Origin of the sequence: Enterococcus sp. (assembly GCF_022711995.1) — a bacterium.
Taxonomy (GTDB): Bacteria; Bacillota; Bacilli; order Lactobacillales; family Enterococcaceae; genus Enterococcus_D.
This window is the reverse complement of sequence record NZ_JALAHI010000013.1, coordinates 1-18,724: the sequence shown is the minus strand read 5'-3', so window position 1 is coordinate 18,724 and position 18,724 is coordinate 1. Positions and strand designations below refer to the sequence as shown.

20 protein-coding genes, 1 riboswitch and 1 other annotated feature are annotated in these 18,724 nt (G+C 42.5%); of the genes, 2 read left to right on the top strand and 18 right to left on the bottom strand.

Going from position 1 to position 18,724, the window contains the following annotated elements; all coding sequences use genetic code 11:
- Positions 1-7: 7 nt before the first annotated feature.
- From Q0A12_RS01035 to Q0A12_RS01010, 6 genes are read right to left on the bottom strand one after another with little or no spacing between them, the layout of a single operon-like run.
- A complete protein-coding gene (locus Q0A12_RS01035; protein ID WP_291290865.1) occupies positions 8-319 on the bottom strand; it encodes a V-type ATP synthase subunit F in 312 nt (103 codons plus the stop codon).
- Complete coding sequence (locus tag Q0A12_RS01030; protein ID WP_291290864.1) at positions 309-1,289, bottom strand: V-type ATPase subunit; 981 nt, start codon at positions 1,287-1,289, stop codon at positions 309-311. The genes Q0A12_RS01035 and Q0A12_RS01030 overlap by 11 nt, the downstream gene beginning before the upstream one ends.
- 3 nt (positions 1,290-1,292) lie before the next feature.
- Positions 1,293-1,886 carry a V-type ATP synthase subunit E gene (locus Q0A12_RS01025; protein WP_291290863.1) on the bottom strand — a complete coding sequence of 198 codons (594 nt, stop codon included), beginning with the start codon at positions 1,884-1,886 and terminating at the stop codon, positions 1,293-1,295.
- Between the two features lie 15 nt (positions 1,887-1,901).
- The gene (locus Q0A12_RS01020) at positions 1,902-2,372 is read right to left on the bottom strand and encodes a V-type ATP synthase subunit K (protein WP_228158636.1); all 471 of its coding nucleotides are present in this window, start codon (positions 2,370-2,372) and stop codon (positions 1,902-1,904) included.
- A complete protein-coding gene (locus Q0A12_RS01015) occupies positions 2,365-4,332 on the bottom strand; it encodes a V-type ATP synthase subunit I (RefSeq protein WP_291290862.1) in 1,968 nt (655 codons plus the stop codon). The genes Q0A12_RS01020 and Q0A12_RS01015 overlap by 8 nt, the downstream gene beginning before the upstream one ends.
- Positions 4,310-4,636, bottom strand: a complete 327-nt coding sequence (locus tag Q0A12_RS01010) for a hypothetical protein (RefSeq protein ID WP_291290861.1) — start codon at positions 4,634-4,636, stop codon at positions 4,310-4,312. The genes Q0A12_RS01015 and Q0A12_RS01010 overlap by 23 nt, the downstream gene beginning before the upstream one ends.
- Positions 4,637-4,744: 108 nt before the next feature.
- Positions 4,745-4,796: a sequence feature (sodium ion sensor (DUF1646 type); this cis-regulatory element may regulate processes involved in with the transportation of sodium ions), on the bottom strand.
- 168 nt (positions 4,797-4,964) lie between these two features.
- Here Q0A12_RS01010 and Q0A12_RS01005 point away from each other — a divergent pair.
- On the top strand, positions 4,965-5,633 hold the full coding sequence (locus Q0A12_RS01005; RefSeq protein ID WP_366030670.1) for an NAD(P)H-dependent oxidoreductase: 669 nt from the start codon (positions 4,965-4,967) through the stop codon (positions 5,631-5,633).
- Positions 5,630-5,803, top strand: a complete 174-nt coding sequence (locus Q0A12_RS01000; RefSeq protein ID WP_291290859.1) for a hypothetical protein — start codon at positions 5,630-5,632, stop codon at positions 5,801-5,803. Before Q0A12_RS01005 ends, Q0A12_RS01000 begins: the two co-directional genes overlap by 4 nt.
- A 217-nt stretch (positions 5,804-6,020) precedes the next feature.
- Here Q0A12_RS01000 and dat read toward each other — a convergent pair whose 3' ends face one another.
- From dat to ahpC, 12 genes are all read right to left on the bottom strand, one after another.
- The gene (gene dat / locus Q0A12_RS00995) at positions 6,021-6,866 is read right to left on the bottom strand and encodes a D-amino-acid transaminase (protein ID WP_291290858.1); all 846 of its coding nucleotides are present in this window, start codon (positions 6,864-6,866) and stop codon (positions 6,021-6,023) included.
- A gap of 24 nt (positions 6,867-6,890) precedes the next feature.
- Positions 6,891-7,349 carry a GNAT family N-acetyltransferase gene (locus Q0A12_RS00990; RefSeq protein ID WP_291290857.1) on the bottom strand — a complete coding sequence of 153 codons (459 nt, stop codon included), beginning with the start codon at positions 7,347-7,349 and terminating at the stop codon, positions 6,891-6,893.
- Complete coding sequence (locus tag Q0A12_RS00985; RefSeq protein ID WP_291290856.1) at positions 7,336-8,430, bottom strand: AI-2E family transporter; 1,095 nt, start codon at positions 8,428-8,430, stop codon at positions 7,336-7,338. The genes Q0A12_RS00990 and Q0A12_RS00985 overlap by 14 nt, the downstream gene beginning before the upstream one ends.
- Before the next feature lie 305 nt (positions 8,431-8,735).
- Positions 8,736-9,158 carry a GNAT family N-acetyltransferase gene (locus tag Q0A12_RS00980; RefSeq protein WP_291290855.1) on the bottom strand — a complete coding sequence of 141 codons (423 nt, stop codon included), beginning with the start codon at positions 9,156-9,158 and terminating at the stop codon, positions 8,736-8,738.
- A 129-nt stretch (positions 9,159-9,287) separates the two neighbouring features.
- Positions 9,288-9,716: a GNAT family N-acetyltransferase gene (locus tag Q0A12_RS00975; RefSeq protein WP_291290854.1), complete on the bottom strand. Its 429-nt coding sequence runs from the start codon at positions 9,714-9,716 to the stop codon at positions 9,288-9,290.
- 149 nt (positions 9,717-9,865) lie between these two features.
- A complete protein-coding gene (locus Q0A12_RS00970; RefSeq protein WP_291290853.1) occupies positions 9,866-11,767 on the bottom strand; it encodes an endonuclease MutS2 in 1,902 nt (633 codons plus the stop codon).
- A gap of 261 nt (positions 11,768-12,028) precedes the next feature.
- Positions 12,029-12,970 (bottom strand): LCP family protein, encoded by a 942-nt coding sequence (locus Q0A12_RS00965; RefSeq protein WP_291290852.1) that lies wholly within the window; start codon positions 12,968-12,970, stop codon positions 12,029-12,031.
- Positions 12,967-13,620, bottom strand: a complete 654-nt coding sequence (locus Q0A12_RS00960; protein WP_291290851.1) for a phosphatase PAP2 family protein — start codon at positions 13,618-13,620, stop codon at positions 12,967-12,969. The genes Q0A12_RS00965 and Q0A12_RS00960 overlap by 4 nt, the downstream gene beginning before the upstream one ends.
- A gap of 17 nt (positions 13,621-13,637) precedes the next feature.
- Entirely contained in the window at positions 13,638-14,807 is a 1,170-nt protein-coding gene (locus Q0A12_RS00955; protein ID WP_291290850.1) for an FtsW/RodA/SpoVE family cell cycle protein, read from the bottom strand.
- Positions 14,785-15,930: an FtsW/RodA/SpoVE family cell cycle protein gene (locus tag Q0A12_RS00950; RefSeq protein WP_291290849.1), complete on the bottom strand. Its 1,146-nt coding sequence runs from the start codon at positions 15,928-15,930 to the stop codon at positions 14,785-14,787. The genes Q0A12_RS00955 and Q0A12_RS00950 overlap by 23 nt, the downstream gene beginning before the upstream one ends.
- A gap of 122 nt (positions 15,931-16,052) precedes the next feature.
- A riboswitch (M-box (ykoK) riboswitch) is annotated at positions 16,053-16,240 on the bottom strand.
- A 330-nt stretch (positions 16,241-16,570) separates the two neighbouring features.
- Complete coding sequence (gene ahpF / locus Q0A12_RS00945) at positions 16,571-18,100, bottom strand: alkyl hydroperoxide reductase subunit F (protein WP_291290848.1); 1,530 nt, start codon at positions 18,098-18,100, stop codon at positions 16,571-16,573.
- Positions 18,101-18,109: 9 nt separating this feature from the next.
- On the bottom strand, positions 18,110-18,673 hold the full coding sequence (ahpC, locus tag Q0A12_RS00940; RefSeq protein WP_291290847.1) for an alkyl hydroperoxide reductase subunit C: 564 nt from the start codon (positions 18,671-18,673) through the stop codon (positions 18,110-18,112).
- Between the last annotated feature and the right edge of the window lie 51 nt (positions 18,674-18,724).

Here is an 18,724-nt window from a genome sequence, read left to right as displayed (position 1 = left end):
CTCCAATCTATAGTATGTTTTGTCCAACGGCTTTCTCGACATTCTCCTGAATCATTTTCAACCCTAATCCTTGAGAGCCATCATAATCGGGGATCAAAATGACTGCCGGTGAAATTTGCTGCTGGTATTTGGTCAATTCTTCTGGAATCAAAGCCGCACATTTTTCTGTGAGGTATATCACCGCAGATTCTTCTTTCACTAACTGCTGAAAGGCCTGCTTCACTTCCGTTGCCGTGGTTGCATAACAAACTGAAAAACCAAACAGTTGAAAAGGCAGCACGGATTCTTTGCTGCCGATCACGCCAATCTTAGCTGCCATACTCCCTCATCCTCTCTCTCAGCTCTTCTTCGGTAAACCCACTACGTTTACCAACTAAAAGCAGCCGCAGATTCTGAATCTCCAATAGTTTCGCATTTAAGAAAGCCAATAATGGCATGAGCCCCAATGCATCAGTCCCCATGAACTGTTGGGTAAACAAGTCATCTTTCAGAACTGCCAATGCGGCAAAATCGATCGTATGCTCCTGCAAAAGCGGCAATAATGCTTCTTGGTAATCACTTTCTTTTAAAAAGGCGATAAAATCCGCAAAAGAAGTATCCGCAAAAGCAAGATAGTCTTCTTTAGGGATGCTTCCGACACTGACTAAAACAGCCGCCATAAAGTTGCGGGATCGTTTTTGCAGCAAACAACGCGCGGCAATCGTAATATTGGTTAGATCGATAGCAGTGATCACCGCCTGGGTCAATGGGGGAATATTGATTTTTTCGGCAAGGCGTCGCTGCTCATGCAATAAGCGGCGATCGTAAATAATATCAATTCCTTGCAAAACAGCTGAACCTTCTAAGTATTCTCTTACAGCTTGAATCGTTTCGATGATTTTAGGTGATAAGTGTTCCGAACCTCCCGTTTGGATAGCACTCTTTAATTCCTCCATCGTATGAAAGCCATCTTCGATCAATAAATGATGATAATCTCTTCCTGTCACATCTTCTTTAGTCAATACCTTCAAGTTATGAAAGGTATAGGGCAACATAGCCAAGCGAAGGACATCCGGATCTGGACAGTTTTCTGCCAATTCTTGAATCGTAACTAGCAGTTCTTGGTCTAGGTAACGTTCAAAATTTTCTAGAAAATCCGTCCCAATATAGCGTTGATAGGTTGTTTGTTGCAAGATTGCCATGGCTTGCTGAGCCGTGTCCGCTGCAATCAGCTGTTGCCAATCCTGCGGTTGCAGTAAGGTTGTTTCTTTGATGCGAATCAGCGGATTTAATTGATGATAGCTCGCCATCTCTTACCCTCCCTTTTGGATCAGTTTCAGCCAATGTTCTCTCGTTTCATTTTTGTATTCTGCTAGTAACGCTTGGTAGGTGAAATTGTAGATAATCCCATGGTCTTCTACCACAAACCCGGATTGATCCAGAGGGCTGCCCATTGTCAACTGATAAGACAACCCTTGATTGACCCTTTTTAACCAATCGTTGGTCAAACTTTCGGATTGTTGCTGGCCACAGCGAAAAATGGCTTCTCCCGAAACGGAGATCTGTTTTAACGCACTTTCTGCCAGACATTGGATTTTTTCTGATGAAAGTTCATTCATTTTTTGATACGCTTCTGCAAAAAATGCCTCCAATACTTCATAGTCTTTCCTTAACTCTTCTTGTTTGGCTGCTTTTATCCGCCGATTGATGGCTTGCTGATGATTTTTTTCTGCTTGTTTTTGGGCTTCCACTGCATGATGCTTGATCTCTGCTTCTTTTTGAGACCAAGCCGCTGCAAATTTGGCATCGATCCTCGCTTTTTCTTCGGTTTCGATTGCTTGCCGTTTTACTTTCGCTTCATGATTCAATTCTGCAATCATTTTGTCGATGGCATCCATTGCCTCCATTGCTTGTCTCCTCCTTTAAATAGAACCTAATAGTAAGAAAGAAATAACGAAGCCGAGGATCGCATACATTTCTACCATGACTGAGAACATGACCCCTTTAAAAAAGTGTTCCGGTTTTTTGGCCAAGATTTGAATCCCGGAAGCGGCTACTCTCCCTTGTGCAATTCCAGAAAACAATCCGGTAAAGGCTACCGGCAATGAAGCCATCAAATAGGCCATTCCGGTCACTGTCGACATCTCTGTTGCCAAACTGCCGTAGATCATAAAAGCAATGACAAAGCCATACAATCCTTGGGTTCCTGGCAATAACTGTAGAATCAATGCCTGTCCGAATTTTTCCGGCTGATTGGTTGTCAGGGCTGCAGCGGCCTCTCCGGTCATCCCAACCCCTTTTGCTGAACCAATCCCAGAGAAGATCGTTGCGATCCCCATTCCTATAATCGCAAATACCATTCCACCATTGTTATTAATCAAATAATCAATCATCGTTCGTTCCTCCGTTTTCTTTTTCAAAATCAACATATTTTTCACTTGGTTTAAAGGTGTCAAAGGCGCGACCGCCTCCGGTAAAGAATTTGCCAAAAAATTCTACATATTGTAACCGTGCGGCATGCACGTAAGCACTTAGTAAGGATAAAAAGATATTTAGTGCCTGTAAGATCACTAACAGGATGATCCCGACAGAAAAGCGTGCCACCGGCGGCATATAGCCTACCAATAGATTAAAGGCAGCAGCGATACTACCGCCGGAGATGCCTAACGCCATCAATCGGCTATAGCTGACAAAATCGCCAATATAACTGGTCACTCCGTAAAGATCATATAATCCCATGAAGAAGCCACCCACTTTGGACTTGCCTTTCATGATCGGTACAATCACGATCAAAAGTCCGCTCAATGCTGCTAAGATTATGCCTAATGTAACGAGAACGGGTGCTTGAAAAAGCCATTTTCCAGCTGCAGCAACCATCAGTCCTGCCAACAAGCCTTGCCAAGAAAAGCCTTGATTGACGGCCGCTAAATAATCTTTCTTGCGGATGTTTTCTTTTGCGGCTAAATAAAGACCGGTAAATAATTGGATCCCTCCAAAAATCATCGATAATCCAAAGATCGCCATAAAGTCTTTCGCTGGGGATAACAGATGAAACGGTAGTGCCGCCCCGAAAAACGAACCATAAATCAATCCCCAGATCATCGTAGGAATGGACAAGGTTTGAAACAGCTTCATAAATCGCTTCGTTCCCTTTGGCAAAGGGAAAAAGCGCAAGCCAATTGTGGTCACCAGTGCCATCAATCCACCATAGCCCAAATCAGCTACCATCATCCCGAAGAAGACGTAATAAAAAGGGGTCATCCAAGGTGTGGGATCAATCTCATCGTATTTAGGCAAACTATACATTTCCGTCAACATCTCAAATGGCTGGATAAATGAAGCATTCTGCAGTTTGACTGGCACGCGATTGGCCGTCAAATCTGCTTCTGTAGGGTCATTGAATGAACAATAGACCTCACCATGGAAAGCATGCACCAGCTCTTTTTCCAAAGTCGGCTGCTCCTGTTGTGAGACCCAGCCTCTTAAAACCGTAAATTGCTCGCCGCTAACCAGTCGTTTTTGGACCAATTTCCGTTGTTCTTGTGTCAAAAAATATTCTTCGGCTTGCTGCAAACGATCAATTTTGGTTTTGTATGTGCCGATCTGCTGGGCCAGCTGTTTTTTCTGATCCGCCAACTCCCGCAATTGCTTCTGAGCCTCACTCAGCACTTGCTTAGGCTTTTGGGAACGAGCCGTAACTTCTTTTTTGACACTATAGCGCTGAAACAAGCCTTCCACTTCCGAAGAAAGTTTATTGGGATAAAGGCAACTGAAATTGGTCTTCTTTGGATCCGAATAAATCATTTCCAAATAAACCGTATCAAACTGTTTGAGGCTAGCTGTTAGAGATTCCCAATGGGAACTTTCAAGACTGCCACAAAAGATAGTCGCGGATGCCAAGTCGGGTTCTTCGAGAGCAACATCCAGGTTTTGCCATTCCATCCCCCACGTTTCTGCTTCTGTAGTCGCTTGTGTTGCTTCGAGATTTTTTTGCCATTGCTCTTGCAAGGCTTCAATTTCTGCAACCAGTAAGAGGATATCCGCTTCCTGAAAGTTTTTTTCAAATGCAGACAATGGCAAGGACTGCCGCTGCCACTCGCGTGTTTTACCATTCCCTCCTTGTCGGCGAACAAACAAGATTGCTTCTTGGATCCTGTGAAGGGTCTCTTTGTAAGTGGTCACGGCTTCCTGTTGATAATCAGCAAAAAATTCTTGGAGCCATGGCTGATTTTCCGCATTCTCAAAGACATCCTCAATCTCCACCATCTGTAAACTTTGGAGTTTTTTCAGTAAACGCTCTTGATGCTGTTTTGGAGCGATCACTGTTAGCTTACTTAGTTTCGTGACTGCCATAAGATTGGATCACTCCTTCAACGATCTGATCGACGACTTGTTCCTGATAGCGGCGAATAGTTTCTTGGCGATCAACAAGTAGCTGTTGCTCTTCGATCCCAGCGATTGTTTCTTGCAGCTGTTGTTGCAATCGTTGTTCCAACGCAGTCTGTTCACGTAAGCTAGCCGCTCTTAACTCAAGAATACGTTGTTGAAGTTCTTCCTGCTTTTCTTCTTCGTAAGCAGACAATCCACGCCGTAATTGCTGCAGCTTTTGCTGATTGCTGGCTTCTGCCTCATGCAGGCGTTTCAGTGCTTCTTCCATCGTGAATCCCTCCTATTTCTTAAAATACAAAAGATAAAATAGACATAAAAAAAGACATACCTCCTAAAGAAGTATGCCTGCAAAAAGATCGGCACGACTCCAAGAATGTTCTCCTCACCCCTTGGAGAACGCGATCCTTGAAGCATCGAAATGCTCAACCTTTGTCTATTTTATTTTCAATTCATTGGCTAGTATAGCAAAAAAAAACGACGGATTCAAGTCGATGATCGGTGCATTCCCCCTCGATTTCCTTGGTTGCGATAATTCTTTCATTAAAGCAGAGTAGTTTCGTTTTTGTCCAAATTATGATACATCTATAGGGAAAGGACTGATTTTCTTTATGCTAAAAACACTGATTATTGCTAGTCATCCAACATATGACGACTCTTTATCGCAACGTTTTTTTAGTGAAAGTGCCAAGATACCAAATGTGACTCTTCATTTACTGGATAAAGTTGTGGGAGACTTTGATTTGGCGATTGAACTCGAAAAATTGCAAGGAATCGATCGGTTGATTCTTCAGTTTCCCCTTTACTGGTACCAAGTACCGGCAAAAATGAAAGCATGGATCGATACGGTTTGGGAAGCAGCCAAACCCTATCTCCTAAATAAAGAAATCGGTTTTGCCCTCTCGACTGGTGTCGCTGCCAAAGAATTTCAACTAGGTGGCAAAGAAGGGGCTAGTTTTTCTGAAATTTTGCGTCCGCTGACTTTGATGGCGCAAAAATACCAAATGACCATCCTGCCAGTTCTGGTTCTTGATCAGCTGATGTATAAAACAGAAACCGAGAAACGCCGTTTTGTGATCGATTATCAACAGTTGCTGACGATGGAAGCCCCCTTTTCCTTTGCAGCCAAGCAGCAGTGGTTTCGTCAAAGACTGGAAACACTCGCTGAAAATCCGTCACTTGCCCCTCTTTTCGCGCAGTTGATCCAAAATCAAGAAACATTGAGTGAATTAGAGGAAGCTCTTGCAGAAATGGAGGCTTACGAATGAACGATTCATGGATTCACACATTAATTGAGAAAGAAATCAATCAGACAACTGATTACCATGAGAAAGCCTTTCTCCAAGAGTTAGAAGTGCTTCTGACACAGCAGCAAACAAGAATCCAGCTGAAACAAGGAGAGTTGGACAGTAAACTATGGAATCCGAAAGATTGGTAAAAGTCTTTTGGTAGCATCAAGGAGCAAAGAACCTTCGGCTGCGAAACCTAGTGAAGGTTGTGACCGAATAACGCGTCTTTTAAAAAACTGATAAACATTTTGCTCCTGCTTTGCGAATGACCTCTTCGTCACCACATTTACTAGAAATGCGAAACACCTCCAAAAAGTTTGCTTGTTGGCTAACCTTTGGAGGTGTTTTTGTATCAAGCAGAGGGTTTCAATTCCTTTTGGTAGCTTCGATATACGCTTGCTGTAAGCTGGATGTCACGGCACCTCGTCGCCCTTCTCCTACTGGAAGACCATCGACTGCGACGATCGGCACGATTTCCCAGACTGAATTGGTAATAAAACACTCATCAAATTCTGCCAGACGGTCAATAGCTACAGCTTCTTCTTTCACTGGAATCGCCAGCTCCTGACACAATGCCAAAACTTTCATTTTAGTGATCCCAGGTAAAACAAGATTGCCATCTGGATGGGTATACACGGTTCCTTTGGAAACAAACCACAAATTGGAGGCGGATGCTTCAGTAAAGAAACCCTCCCGATGCAGTAATGCTTCATCAAAACCAGCAGAGCGAGCTTCCTCCAATGAAAGCAAGTTGCCTAGGAGACTGAGAGATTTGATATCACAATGAAGCCAACGCTGGTCTGGTATTAATGTAGCTTTCAGACCTTCCTCTTGCATCGCCAGCGGCCGTTGGAATGGAATGACATTGGCCGTTAATACACCGGTTATCGAGCCTTGTGGTGGAAAGACATGATTTCGCGGACTTAAAACGCCTCTTGTCACTTGCAGATATACTTCTCCATCAGTGATTCCCTCAATTTCGATCAATTTGCAGAGTTTGTCCCTCAGAATCTCTGTATCATAAGGCAATGCCATTTTTATTTTTGCCGCACTGTTTGCTAGCCGTTGGAAATGTTCCTCTGCCATGAACATTTTCCCCTGGTAAATACGAATGACCTCATAAATACCGTCACCGTACTGATAACCGCGGTCTTCAATATCGATTCGAACTTCTTCTCGATCAACGATTTTTTCATTCCATAAAACTTTCATGAGCTACATCCCTCGCTTTGCCTTTTAATTAGAAAAAATTTTCTGATAAATATACGATTTGTCTTTACTATACCATTTTTCACCAATTTTTTTAAAGCCATTTTTTTCATAAAAATGATGGTTTCTTAGGGAATAGCTTGGGGTTTCTAATTGCCAAGTATTTGGAAGGAACTTTTCAAACAATTGCCAAGCAATGGTTCCATAACCTTGACCCATATATTCAGGGGCAAGACAGAAGTAAAGAATCTGATTTTCACTATAATTTGCAACGATCAGCCCAATAATAATTTCTTCTTGCAAAAGGTATAAAGACACTTTCGGCTCTTGTTTCACTCGTTTCAGCAGTTCGCCATTGTCATATCCAGGCGGTCCATCCCGCTTGCCTGCCCCTAAATGAAAAGCGCTATCTGCATCAAATGAAGTTCGGATGATTCTTTCTAATAATTGATCTTCTTGGTCACCCACATACTCAATGATCTTCATATTCTGCTCCTTGAATTTTCTTTTGCTGATAAAAATGGATCAATGTCTTGGCCATCGCCATCAGGATCGAATAGACAGGTAATGCAATGATCATCCCAACAAAGCCTAATAAATTGCCAGCGATCAATAACAGAAAGACAGCAATAATCGGATGAATATGCAGCACTTTATTCATGACGATTGGCGATACCACATAAGACTCTCCCAACTGAATGATCGTGATACCGATCACTAATAATACCGCTATTTTCATGTCTTGACTTAATGCAAACAGAAATGCCGGTGCAGCACCGATAAATGGGCCAAAGTAGGGAATGATATCCAATACACCGCAGATCAGTCCTAGTAATAATGCATTCTGTAAGCCTAAGAAAGTAAAAACCACATAGCTGGAAACACCTACGTAGAGACAGACAAGTAATTTCCCACTAATGTAGGCTGAGGCCGCCTGATGAAAGTCTTGGCATAATTGCAGCACGAGGCTGCGGTATTTTTTTGGCGTCTTTGTTGCTAATAGTTCGGGAACTTTATGCCCATCTTTAAACATATAGACTAATAACAAAGGAATCGTAAATAAAATAATCGTTGAGTGGGAAACAATCGATACCAAACTGGTCAAACTGTTCGTCGCTCCCGAGATGAACTGAACAGCAAAGCGGCTGATTTGATTGATATCCACTGTATCCAGCAACGGGCCAAACAGCTCTTCCACATACGTATGATCGATATTGTTCATTATACGATTGATAATATCAGGAACTTGATTGACAAAACGAGTCATCTCATTGAGCAGAGCCGGTCCAATCACTTGAATAATCAGATAGGTAGAAAAAAGCAGCAGCAATAAGGTAACGTAAAGAGCAAGCTGTTGATTATGACTGCGTTTTTTGACAAATTTGAAAAAAGGCAAAAAAATGTAAAAGATAAATATTGAAACTAAAACCGGTAAAAACACACTGGCAAAAATAGCCTCTAAAGGTCGGAATACAAAGAGAATATTTGAATAGATCCAAATACCTAATCCGATCAAGCAAATGAATACCAATGTTGCAAATAGTTTTGATTTCTTTAATAGATCCAAAAAAACCTCTCCAATCTTAGGAAAAAATAGTTTCCATTAAGTTTAGCATACCACCAGACCAAACAAGACTATTTTTGTCATAAAAAAGAAAGCTTAATAAAATTATTCTGTTTATTTTATAAAAAACACCATATTATACTTTTTTGCATCATTTTTTCGATAAATAGCGGGAATGCGACGGTAGTCAGCTAATAAAAAAACTGTCACCTAAGTCTTGCGAACGTCGATCCCACACTGTGTGATTTCATTGACTGCTTTTGACTTAAGCAACAGCTTTTTATTTTACGATTTAATAGTTAGGAGAATTAATTGTCTTTTTTAGGGGAGTACAAGAAAGCGACTGCTTGCATTTTTTCCACTGATTGGAAACCGCAAGCTTCATAAAAAGCTCGCGTTTTTTCGGTGTCATCTGTCAATAAAACCTTCTGACGAATAGTCGGATAATCAGCCACCAACTTATTCACTAATGTTTGTCCGATTCCTTGACGTTGAAATTCTTGTAATACCAGTAAATCTTGGATATACAAAATGGTTTGCTGGTCAGTAATTCCCCGTACCAAACCAACTAAACGTTCCTCTTGCCAAGCCGTAATCACTTGCGACTGTTGAAGTGCTGACCATAAGACTTCTGGTTCGCGGGTATACAGCGACCAGCCAGCATCCTTATACAATGAAAGGACTTGCTGAGGATCTTTGGGAAGTTCTCTTTGATAATGGCAATGATTCATTGAGCAATCAACTCGTTTCGTTAGATTTTATTTTCGGTTGTTCCCCCACTGCTTGCCATTGTTCATAGGACAAGCTAGTGAAGTGTTCTTTTCTTTGTTCATTTAACAGCGGAACTTCGACTGTTTGACTTAACAACCGTATTTTTGCTGCACACGCCAAGATTGTTCATTGCCTTCATAGTAGCCTGCCCAAATGGTTAGTTTAGGTTCCCGACCAAATTGATCAGCAAGAACTCCATTCAATGCTTCCGGTGTATAGCCGTGTCCCCAGTAAGCTTTCCCGATCCAATAGCCTACTTCGACTGCAGGGGGGACCATAAATGCTTGACTGTTGGGCATTACACCGATACTGCCAATCAGCGTACCATCTTTCAGACAAATGGCATAGGTCGTCTCGTTGGTAAGAACATCCGTAATAATCCTTTCACTCTCTGCCACGGATTGATGGGGCAACCAGCCGGCCCTTGGACCAATTGCCGGATCTTTGGCCAACTCAAATAACGCCTTGGCATCAGACATCTGCCAGTGTCTTAAAAGTAACCGTTTTGTTTCGATCATTTGTTCTCCCTCTTTCTGAGGTTTGTCCTAAATTTTTTAGCCTTCAACCGTTTTTACAAGAATTCCATTCCTTATTGGCACCACAGCATGTTTTTTACGAAATTCATTTTAGCTGCTGGGAGGAATCTTGCTAAGGTGCCAGGGCCCAATTACTTTTGTGGTCTGTCCTTTTTCCCAGCGGATTGTCTTTCCTGTGCTTGTTTTCTCAACTTCTTCTGCGCCTTCTTCGAGCCTCGATCAATATCGCGAATAAACTTTCGCTCGGCAAAGGAATGGAACAGACTCTCCAGATCATACCCAGCTGGATACAAGTTTTCTCTGGACATCAAAAGTTTTAATCTTCTGGTGGGAACAGTGACGAATGTTTCTTCCAACAAAATCTGTGCTTGGCCATTTTCTAAATAGGCATAAAACAACCCCGTTTGATTGGTTTCAGTGTAAGAGATGCGATCACCTTTTTTTAATGGCGGTGCAACGGCAACGATCTCCTCTTCTTTATGGATTCCTTTAAATACGACTTTTTCCGTTGGATACTGTTTTGTTTCTAAATATTGCTGCGCTTTGGCCACAATATTTTTGGAAACTGCCATCTTTTCTGCGATCCAAAACGCATTACTGGTACCCACTGCATCAGAAAGCAAGCGATATTTGGGTGTTAATGTATCTGGATCAAAAGCCATCGCAGCCGTATGGAAATCTTGATGATCAATAGCAAACTGCTTGATTTCACCATAATGAGTGGTTGCGATCAAAAGTGCCCCAGAATGATAGATGGCCTCCATGATGGCGATCGCTAGAGCCGCTCCTTCATTCGGTTCTGTTCCGCTACCGATCTCATCCAGCAAAACAATGCTTTGCCGGGAAGCATGATTGACGATTTGGGCAACGTTGTTCATATGTCCCGAAAAAGTGCTTAATGCGTTCGCTAAACTTTGCTGATCCCCAATGTCCATCCAAAGATTTTTTAAAAACGGCACTTGGCTTCCCCCGGCATGTGCGGGAAAGAGCCCGTAATGTGCCATCACACAAACCAGTGCCACAGTTTTCAGCACCACGGTTTTGCCACCAGCATTGGGACCGGTGATCACCAGACAACGCGCATCGTAGCCGAGTTGTAATGACAGTGGAACAGCTGTTTTTCCCAACAATGGATGACGGACTTCTTGTAAGTCGATTACTTCTGCTTCATTGATTTCTAGCGGAACGCCATGAATCTCACGACAGTATTTTGCCCGGGCAAAAATGATGTCCAATTCCACCAAAATATCAAGACAAGCAAAAATCTCTGTTAAGTTTTCGGCGATCAAGCCAGTCAAACTGGCAAGAATTTGGTATTCTTCCGCCGTTTCTTCTGCTTTTGCCAGCATCAAGCGGTCGTTCAAACGGACCGCAGCGTCTGGTTCAATGAAAACTGTCGCCCGTTTATTGGAGCGCTCAATAATCTGCCCTTTGATTTGATGTTGGAATTCTGATCGCACAGGTAACGTATAGCGATCATTTTTTTGAATAATTCGAGCATCTTGTAATATCCGCGGCTCTTGCAAAAACTTTGAAAAGACTTTTTTCAGATCCTCTTCGTGTTTTGCAATTTGACCGCGAATTTTTCGCAGCTCCCGGCTGGCATCGGTATCGATCCGACCGTTGCGGATTTTATCAAAAATCATTTGGGCCATTTCTGAAAAATCTGTCAACCCTTGGGCATAGCCAGTCAACCGCGGTGTCTGCCACTGATTTTTCTCAAACATCTGGCGGATCAATCGAAAAGACCGTAAAAAGTCTCCGTAATCTACCAGCTCTCTTGGCTCTAATATTAAGCCTTTTTCAATTTTTGTCGTATGATGCAAGATATCTGCCAAACCCATAAAAGGGACTTGTTGGCCAGAATCCAGCAACAGCATGGCTTCCTCTGTTTCTGCTAATCGTTTTCGAGCAGAATGTATCGAAGCTGCTGGTCGTTGTTCGATAAAGCGTTGTTTGCCATAATCACTAAGGATTCGTTGACTGACAACTGTTTTAATTGTTTCAAATTCAGTTTCTTTGGGAATATTCATAAGAGGTCCTTTCTTGTGCCCGTGAAACCTCTCTCCTCCACGTTCAAAAAAAGTGTACAAAAAAGGTGACAGTTCCCCATCACCTGTTTTTATCAATAACGATTTTGATCGGTATCTACAGGCACAACAAATAAACATAGTCTTGTCTATTTGTTTAAATTAGCTGTTTAGATACCTACGACACTCATCAAGAAACCTCTTTCTTTTTTTGAACGAATTTCTTTTATTTTAGTCTACCTCTACCGACATTGTCAAGACCAGTTAGTCGGTTGTCTCAAGCTGAGGAGAAATTCCCAACTCAGATTGCATCCGTTGTACCGCTTTTTGTCGTTCTTCTTCGGAAATCGCTTGGTAAGAAATACCTTCCTCTCCTTGCCAGCCATCTCCAGTAAATCCTGTTCCTTGAATTTGATAGTGCTCAACGGTCGCTAGCGCTGACTGATAACTCGTTAACAATCGAGAGATTTGTTGAAAGTTGAGGTCCGTTTGACCATTTTCTCCAACAATCGCCATTAATTCTTGATATTGGAAAATACTTGAAAAAGACAACAATTCCTTTGCGAGAATTTCAGTCACCTGCCGTTGTCTTCTCTGGCGGCCATAATCGCCTTCAGGGTCATCTTTGCGCATTCGCGTATACTGAAGGGCTTCCCAACCATTTAGCTGTAACTTTCCCTTGGGATAATGGATCTTCTCAGCGGTAAATTCGAAATCATTATCCACAGTGATCCCGCCGATTGCCTCAACAAGGTCCGCCATCCCATCCATGTTGAGTGAAAAATAATGATGGATCGGAAGTTGCAAAAACTCTTCCACCGTAGCAATCATCATTTCTGCTCCCCCGAAGGAGTGGGCATGATTGATTTTATCTTTGAAGCCCTTGCCAACAATCTCTACATAGGCATCCCGGGGAATGCTTGTAATAGTGGTTCGTTTTTCTTGTGGATTCAATGTGACAACCATGATCGTGTTGGCTCGATAATCCGATTTGCGTTTGGAGTCATTGGCAATGCCCAAAATAAGCAAACTCAGCGGTTTAGCCTCTTCAATGACTGTCGTTTTGCGACCTTCGATCGGAGCATGCATCGTTTGGACGGTTTGCTCTGCCTGCAAAAAAATGCGCACCGCGTAAACTGTTCCTGCAGTCACCAGCACTGTCATGCCAGCTAAAAGTATTAACCAAACTTTTTTTCCAGTCGTCATGATCTTCTCCTTTGCATCGGTTTGTCCACTCCTCTACCACGGTTCAAAAAGAGCCTTGTCACTTCATAGGTCATCCCTGTCACTCCACTGGCTAAGCAGAGACTTGCGAGGGTATCACTTGGATAATGCACGCCTAAATAAAAACGGGAAAAAATCACAGCCAGCAAAAAACCGCTGCCGATCAAAGAGAGAGTAGCCTTTTTTTTAACCAAAAATCTTGCTAAAAGCAGACAGGTGATCACTAGCGTCGTAGCCAGTAACGTATGCCCACTAGGAAAACTATAGGAATCCCGAATCATTCCCCCTTCGATAGCGGGTCGTGGCCGTTGGACCACCCATTTTACCCCTTGACCGATACCACTTACCAAAAAGAGATTTCCCAGCACCCAGATGGCCCAAACTCGCTGCTTTTTCCGCCATAGATAGATACTCAGGAGACCGGAGACAGCTGTTGTTGGCAAAATCGTTGCTATTGCGGCGAATCCCAGTATGATTTGATCCCCTAAAGGGGTGCGCAGCTGCGGTAGAAACCAAAAGAGTTGATCTAGATTTCGGAACCAATGGGGTTGCTGCAACACCAGCACTGTCAACAAGAGAAAAAACGCCATAAGCAAAAAACTGATTGTCAATCGACGAGATTGATGAAACATCTTCCAACACTTCCTTTTCATTTTTTCAAAGCAGACTTCTCATGGGAATCGTTCTTTTCAAGACCTAAAATAATTCCCAATGAAAGGCCGATGGCGATTAACGCCGTCCCCCCTTGACTTAGAAACGGGAGCGGAATACCTGTTAATGGCAATAACCCGATAGCTGCGCCAATATTTTCAAAAATTTGAAAGACTAAGCCAAAAACGAAGGTAATTGAAAGGTAGACCGCTGCTTTATTATTGGTTCGTAACGCAGCAAAAATGATTTGATAGATCAAATAAAAATAGAGAAAAATCACTAATGAACTTCCCAGAAAGCCAAAGGTCTCACCGATAACTGTAAAAATCATATCGGATTCTCGAACCGGAACATAGACAGACTGATGGCCGGCATTTGCTCCCAGTAATCCCCCTGAGCCGATGGCCCACATACTTTGGACCTGCTGATAAGCAATCGAATCTTGAAAAGCAAAAGGATCTGCCCATGCTTTGACTCGATCTAACTGATAGGGTTTAAAGTGCAGTCGAAACAAAATCGTATTGCCCCAATCCGTAAATACCAGCAGTAACAATAGTCCCCCGATCACTGCCAATAATGAAAACATCGCAGTCAGCAATTTCCAATGGACGCCGGAAATGACAAAGAGTGCCCCCAGCATCACGATAAACACCAGACTCGTACCAAAGTCTCGCTGCATGAACATCAATAGAAAAGTCGGCAAACTATAAAGCAAGATCTTTCCTACATAAAGACAGTCAGATTTAATCGTTCGCTGCCGCTGTTTTTTTTCATATAAGAGTGTGAGATAGACCATGAACAGTACAAAGGCTAACTTCATGATTTCAGAAGGTTGCAGGGTAAAACTGCCAATGCGCATCCATCGCTTCGTATGGGTCAGCTCAAACATGATCGGATCATAAAACCAATACAAAAGAGTCATCAATCCTAAGGAAAGAAGATAAAACAAACCCGAAAAGCGCAGTAAGAAAGTTGTCGAAAACAAGCTCCCTCCCCATAAAGCAATTGCTGCCAAGATACAAAAGAAAAGTTGGCGCAATACCACCGGACGGGGATCCGCGCCGTCCAACAGACTGGCCCCATATTGCACCGCAATACTTAACAAAAAAAGTAAGAATATGGGTAAGATCAAGGCATAATTCACTTCATGCGGCTTGAATAACTTCATTTGCACCCCTCCTTTCCAATTTGAGACAAATACCAAATGCAAAGGAAAGAATAAAGTAGCTTGAGCCGCCATAACTAATAAAGGGCAGCGGAACCCCCGTCATAGGCATCAATCCTAGAATACTTGCGATATTAATACTTGTCTGCAACAGGAGCAGCGTGGCGGTTCCTAATAAAATCAAGCCGCTTTGATCATCAGCGGCAGTTGCCGAACGGATAAATAGCCGTAAAAAAATCAGAAACAATAAGCCAATTACAAAAACACCTACGATCAGGCCAAGTTCCTCTACCAGAATCGAAAAGATAAAATCCGTTTCCGCTACCGGTAAAAACCCTTTTTTCGTAATACTGTTTCCTAATCCTAGCCCCTTTAATCCCCCATTGAACAATGCATAATAGGAATGAATCATCTGAAAGCCTTGACCATAGGGATCAGAGAAAGGATCACTGACTAATTGGATTCGATTATACACATGCATGAAGAAATGAGGCAGCCAGCCCTGATGACCCAAAAACAGAATAGCAGCACCTAATAGAAATAAACTAAGGATCAGTCCAACAAACAAGAACAGGGTCACCTTGACAGGGACTTGAACGGTAGTGATCATGATGAAGGCCAAAAAAAGCAAAATCATCACACCTGCCACTTTAGGCTGCATTAAAATCAAGCCACAACATAGAAATAAAAGAATCATTGGCTGTTTCAGATCATGGAACGGCCGTTTTTCTTTAAAGTAATTTGCCAAATAGAGAATCATTCCGACATTGACTATTTCGGAGGGCTGAAACTGAAAACCAAAGATCGAGACCCAACGTTGTGCCCCATTAACAGATACTCCAAAAAACGGCAAATGCGCCAATATCAGCGTCAATAGACCAAATGCCAATAATCCGATTGCCAGTTTCTTGCTTAACAAAATTTCGACTCGGGTTTTTTGAATCACAAAAATCATTACCCAGCTAAACAGCAAAAAAAGAAGTTGCCGTTGAAACAAAGCTGACGGCGAATTACCTCCTGTCATCAATCGGTAAGAACTTGCACTATAAATCATTAAAAGACCGATAAGACTTAACAGCAAATAAGCTGTGATAAGTAGCCAATCGATCTTTCTTCTTTTATTCATGTCTTCCACTCCTTCCCTTGGAGCAGGTGATTTCAGACGTTATTTATTTTACTGATTTACGTGTTCAACCATACTTGAGAAAAGAAAAAAAGCCAAACTTCTCTCAAGACGTTCGACTTCGCAAGCAATCTCATCGTCCGAGTTTTGGCACTATACAACGTAAAGAAGAAACAAAGCCTAATTTGATTCCTTCTTAGCTATTTTATGAAGAGCCTTAATCCGACAATTCCTGTTTTACACATTGGCGTCTTTCGACGTTTCTGCGCAATAGCTTGTGTTTGTATAGGAGCCTCACCTAACAAGGTTATCCGTTATTTTTATTCATCCTGAATGTTACCGTTAGTTCCTCAAGATGACAACTATATTTAATAATTTCATGTTTTTCTTTAAATATTCTTAAACATCTTTAAAAAAATGATTTTTTTCATCCTTTTCTTTCATCTTTAAAAAAGGCCTTTGTTTCAAGCCTGTTTTCCTAGTTATTTTTCAGACAAAAAAACATTCACCAAAGATGCCGCGGGTCAAGATCCGCGAGGGGTGTGAGGAAAAACCCCCAAACCGCTGCAGCGAATCAAAAACAACTAGCAAGTTTCTTGGTGAATGATGTGACAATTATTTCAAATACCAAGCGATCCTTGGATCACTGGCGAATCAGGTAGTCAAAAGCACCTAGTGCCGCTGTAGCTCCCGAACCCATGGAAATAATAATTTGTTTATAGATACTATCGGTACAGTCTCCAGCAGCATAGACGCCAGAAATAGAAGTAGCCCCTTGTTTGTCAACAATGATTTCATTGCGTTCATTCAACGCCACCCGATCTTTCAGCCATTCGGTATTTGGCATCAAACCAATTAAAATAAAGACCCCTTCTACCGCTAAAGTGGTTTCACTATTTGTCTGACGATCTACGTAAGTCAGCTGCTCTACATGATCGGAACCTGCAATTTCTTTGGTGGCTGCATTGGTGATCACTGTCACGTTTTCCAGCGTTGCTAGCCGGTTTTGTAAAACGAGATCGGCTTTTAGTTCTGGTAGGAACTCCAATACATAGACATGTTTGGCCATTCCTGCTAAATCAATCGCAGCTTCGATACCTGAGTTGCCGCCGCCGATCACCGCTACTTCTTTACCAGCAAACAACGGACCATCGCAGTGAGGACAATAAGCGACCCCTTTGTTTTTAAACTCCTGCTCTCCCGGAACATTGATGTTCCGCCAGCGTGCACCGGTTGCAAGGATCGCGGTCTTTGTTTTCAGAACCGCCCCGTTTTCTAATTCTACTTCTACAAATTCTTGTTTGCGGATATCTTTGGCCCGTTGCCCTTTCATGACATCTACATTGTACTCGTTGACATGTTCTTCCACTTGACGCATTAATTTTGGTCCTTCAGTGTAAGGAGTGCCAATCATGTTTTCGATCCCTAGTGTTTCCATCACTTGCCCGCCGAAGGTTTCCACCACCATACCGGTATTGATCCCTTTACGGGCCGCATAGACAGCAGCACTTGCTCCAGCAGGTCCGCCTCCTACAACTAAGACATCGAAGACCTCTTTATCAGCAAACGATTCTTTGCTCGTAGGACCAGCAGCTTGTTCGAGTAATTGTTCAATGGTTTGACGACCACTAGCGAATTCTTCTCCGTTCAAAAAGACCGTTGGAACTGCCATGATTTTCTTGGCGTCAACTTCCTCTTTGAACATCCCGCCTTCGATCATCGTATGACTGATCTTCGGATTCAAAACTGCCATGATATTCAAAGCTTGGACAACATCTGGACAATTATGGCAAGTCAGACTGACATAGGTTTCAAAATGCAAAGGACGGTCAATTTTTTTGATACGGTCTTGAATCGCCTGTTCGACCTTTGGTGCCCGTCCGCTAACTTGCAGCAAAGCTAAAATAAATGAGGTAAACTCATGACCGAGAGGAAGGCCGGCAAAGGCAATGCCACTATCGCTCCCTGGCTGCATAATGGTAAAGCTGGGTGTCCGTTCTGCCGTTCCTTCTTCGATCGTAATGCGTTCGGACATTTCTGCGATTTCGACTAAGAAATCACGAACCTTTTGCGAGGCGTCATCTGTACCAAGACTGGCAGAAAAAACAATCTCGGATTCCAGCATTGCCAGATACTGTTTCAGTTGTTCTTTGATTCCGCTATCTAATGCCATGGTACCCTCCTATATTTTTCCGACTAAATCAAGACTTGGTGTTAAGGTGTCTTCTCCTTCTTTCCATTTTGCTGGGCATACTTCCCCTGGATGAGTCCGCACATATTGGGCAGCACGAATTTTGTCGATCAATCCACTGGCATCTCGTCCGATACCGTCCGCATTGATTTCGATTGCTTGAACAACTCCATCTGGATCAATAATGAAAGTTCCTCGTTGTGAAAGGCCGCTTTCTTCATCCAATACATCAAAAATACGTGAGATCGTGTGAGAAGGATCAGCAACCATAATGTATTCGATTTTGCTGATGGCATCCGAATGATCATGCCAAGCTTTGTGGGTATAGTGAGTATCTGTGGAAACAGAATACACTTCTGTTCCTAGTTCTTTCAAGGCTGCATATTGACCTTGTAAATCTTCTAATTCCGTTGGGCATACAAATGAAAAGTCTGCTGGGTAGAAACAAACGACATTCCATTTTCCTTTGAAATCTTCAGATGAAATTTCGATAAACTTTCCATTGTGATAGGCTTGTGCTTCAAATGACTCAATTTCTTTTCCAATCAATGACATAGCGATTCCTCCAATTAGAATTATTATTTGAGAATAATCTCTCTTAATTAT

What these genes read in the sequence shown, in the direction of transcription:
- Q0A12_RS01035 (WP_291290865.1), bottom strand. Translation starts at nt 319, where the DNA reads ATGGCAGCTAAGATTGGCGTGATCGGCAGCAAAGAATCCGTGCTGCCT.
- Q0A12_RS01030 (WP_291290864.1), bottom strand. Translation starts at nt 1,289, where the DNA reads ATGGCGAGCTATCATCAATTAAATCCGCTGATTCGCATCAAAGAAACA.
- Q0A12_RS01025 (WP_291290863.1), bottom strand. Translation starts at nt 1,886, where the DNA reads ATGGAGGCAATGGATGCCATCGACAAAATGATTGCAGAATTGAATCAT.
- Q0A12_RS01020 (WP_228158636.1), bottom strand. Translation starts at nt 2,372, where the DNA reads ATGATTGATTATTTGATTAATAACAATGGTGGAATGGTATTTGCGATT.
- Q0A12_RS01015 (WP_291290862.1), bottom strand. Translation starts at nt 4,332, where the DNA reads ATGGCAGTCACGAAACTAAGTAAGCTAACAGTGATCGCTCCAAAACAG.
- Q0A12_RS01010 (WP_291290861.1), bottom strand. Translation starts at nt 4,636, where the DNA reads ATGGAAGAAGCACTGAAACGCCTGCATGAGGCAGAAGCCAGCAATCAG.
- Q0A12_RS01000 (WP_291290859.1), top strand. Translation starts at nt 5,630, where the DNA reads ATGAACGATTCATGGATTCACACATTAATTGAGAAAGAAATCAATCAG.
- dat (WP_291290858.1), bottom strand. Translation starts at nt 6,866, where the DNA reads ATGAAAGTTTTATGGAATGAAAAAATCGTTGATCGAGAAGAAGTTCGA.
- Q0A12_RS00990 (WP_291290857.1), bottom strand. Translation starts at nt 7,349, where the DNA reads ATGAAGATCATTGAGTATGTGGGTGACCAAGAAGATCAATTATTAGAA.
- Q0A12_RS00980 (WP_291290855.1), bottom strand. Translation starts at nt 9,158, where the DNA reads ATGAATCATTGCCATTATCAAAGAGAACTTCCCAAAGATCCTCAGCAA.
- Q0A12_RS00975 (WP_291290854.1), bottom strand. Translation starts at nt 9,716, where the DNA reads ATGATCGAAACAAAACGGTTACTTTTAAGACACTGGCAGATGTCTGAT.
- Q0A12_RS00970 (WP_291290853.1), bottom strand. Translation starts at nt 11,767, where the DNA reads ATGAATATTCCCAAAGAAACTGAATTTGAAACAATTAAAACAGTTGTC.
- Q0A12_RS00965 (WP_291290852.1), bottom strand. Translation starts at nt 12,970, where the DNA reads ATGACGACTGGAAAAAAAGTTTGGTTAATACTTTTAGCTGGCATGACA.
- Q0A12_RS00960 (WP_291290851.1), bottom strand. Translation starts at nt 13,620, where the DNA reads ATGTTTCATCAATCTCGTCGATTGACAATCAGTTTTTTGCTTATGGCG.
- Q0A12_RS00955 (WP_291290850.1), bottom strand. Translation starts at nt 14,807, where the DNA reads ATGAAGTTATTCAAGCCGCATGAAGTGAATTATGCCTTGATCTTACCC.
- Q0A12_RS00950 (WP_291290849.1), bottom strand. Translation starts at nt 15,930, where the DNA reads ATGAATAAAAGAAGAAAGATCGATTGGCTACTTATCACAGCTTATTTG.
- ahpF (WP_291290848.1), bottom strand. Translation starts at nt 18,100, where the DNA reads ATGGCATTAGATAGCGGAATCAAAGAACAACTGAAACAGTATCTGGCA.
- ahpC (WP_291290847.1), bottom strand. Translation starts at nt 18,673, where the DNA reads ATGTCATTGATTGGAAAAGAAATTGAGTCATTTGAAGCACAAGCCTAT.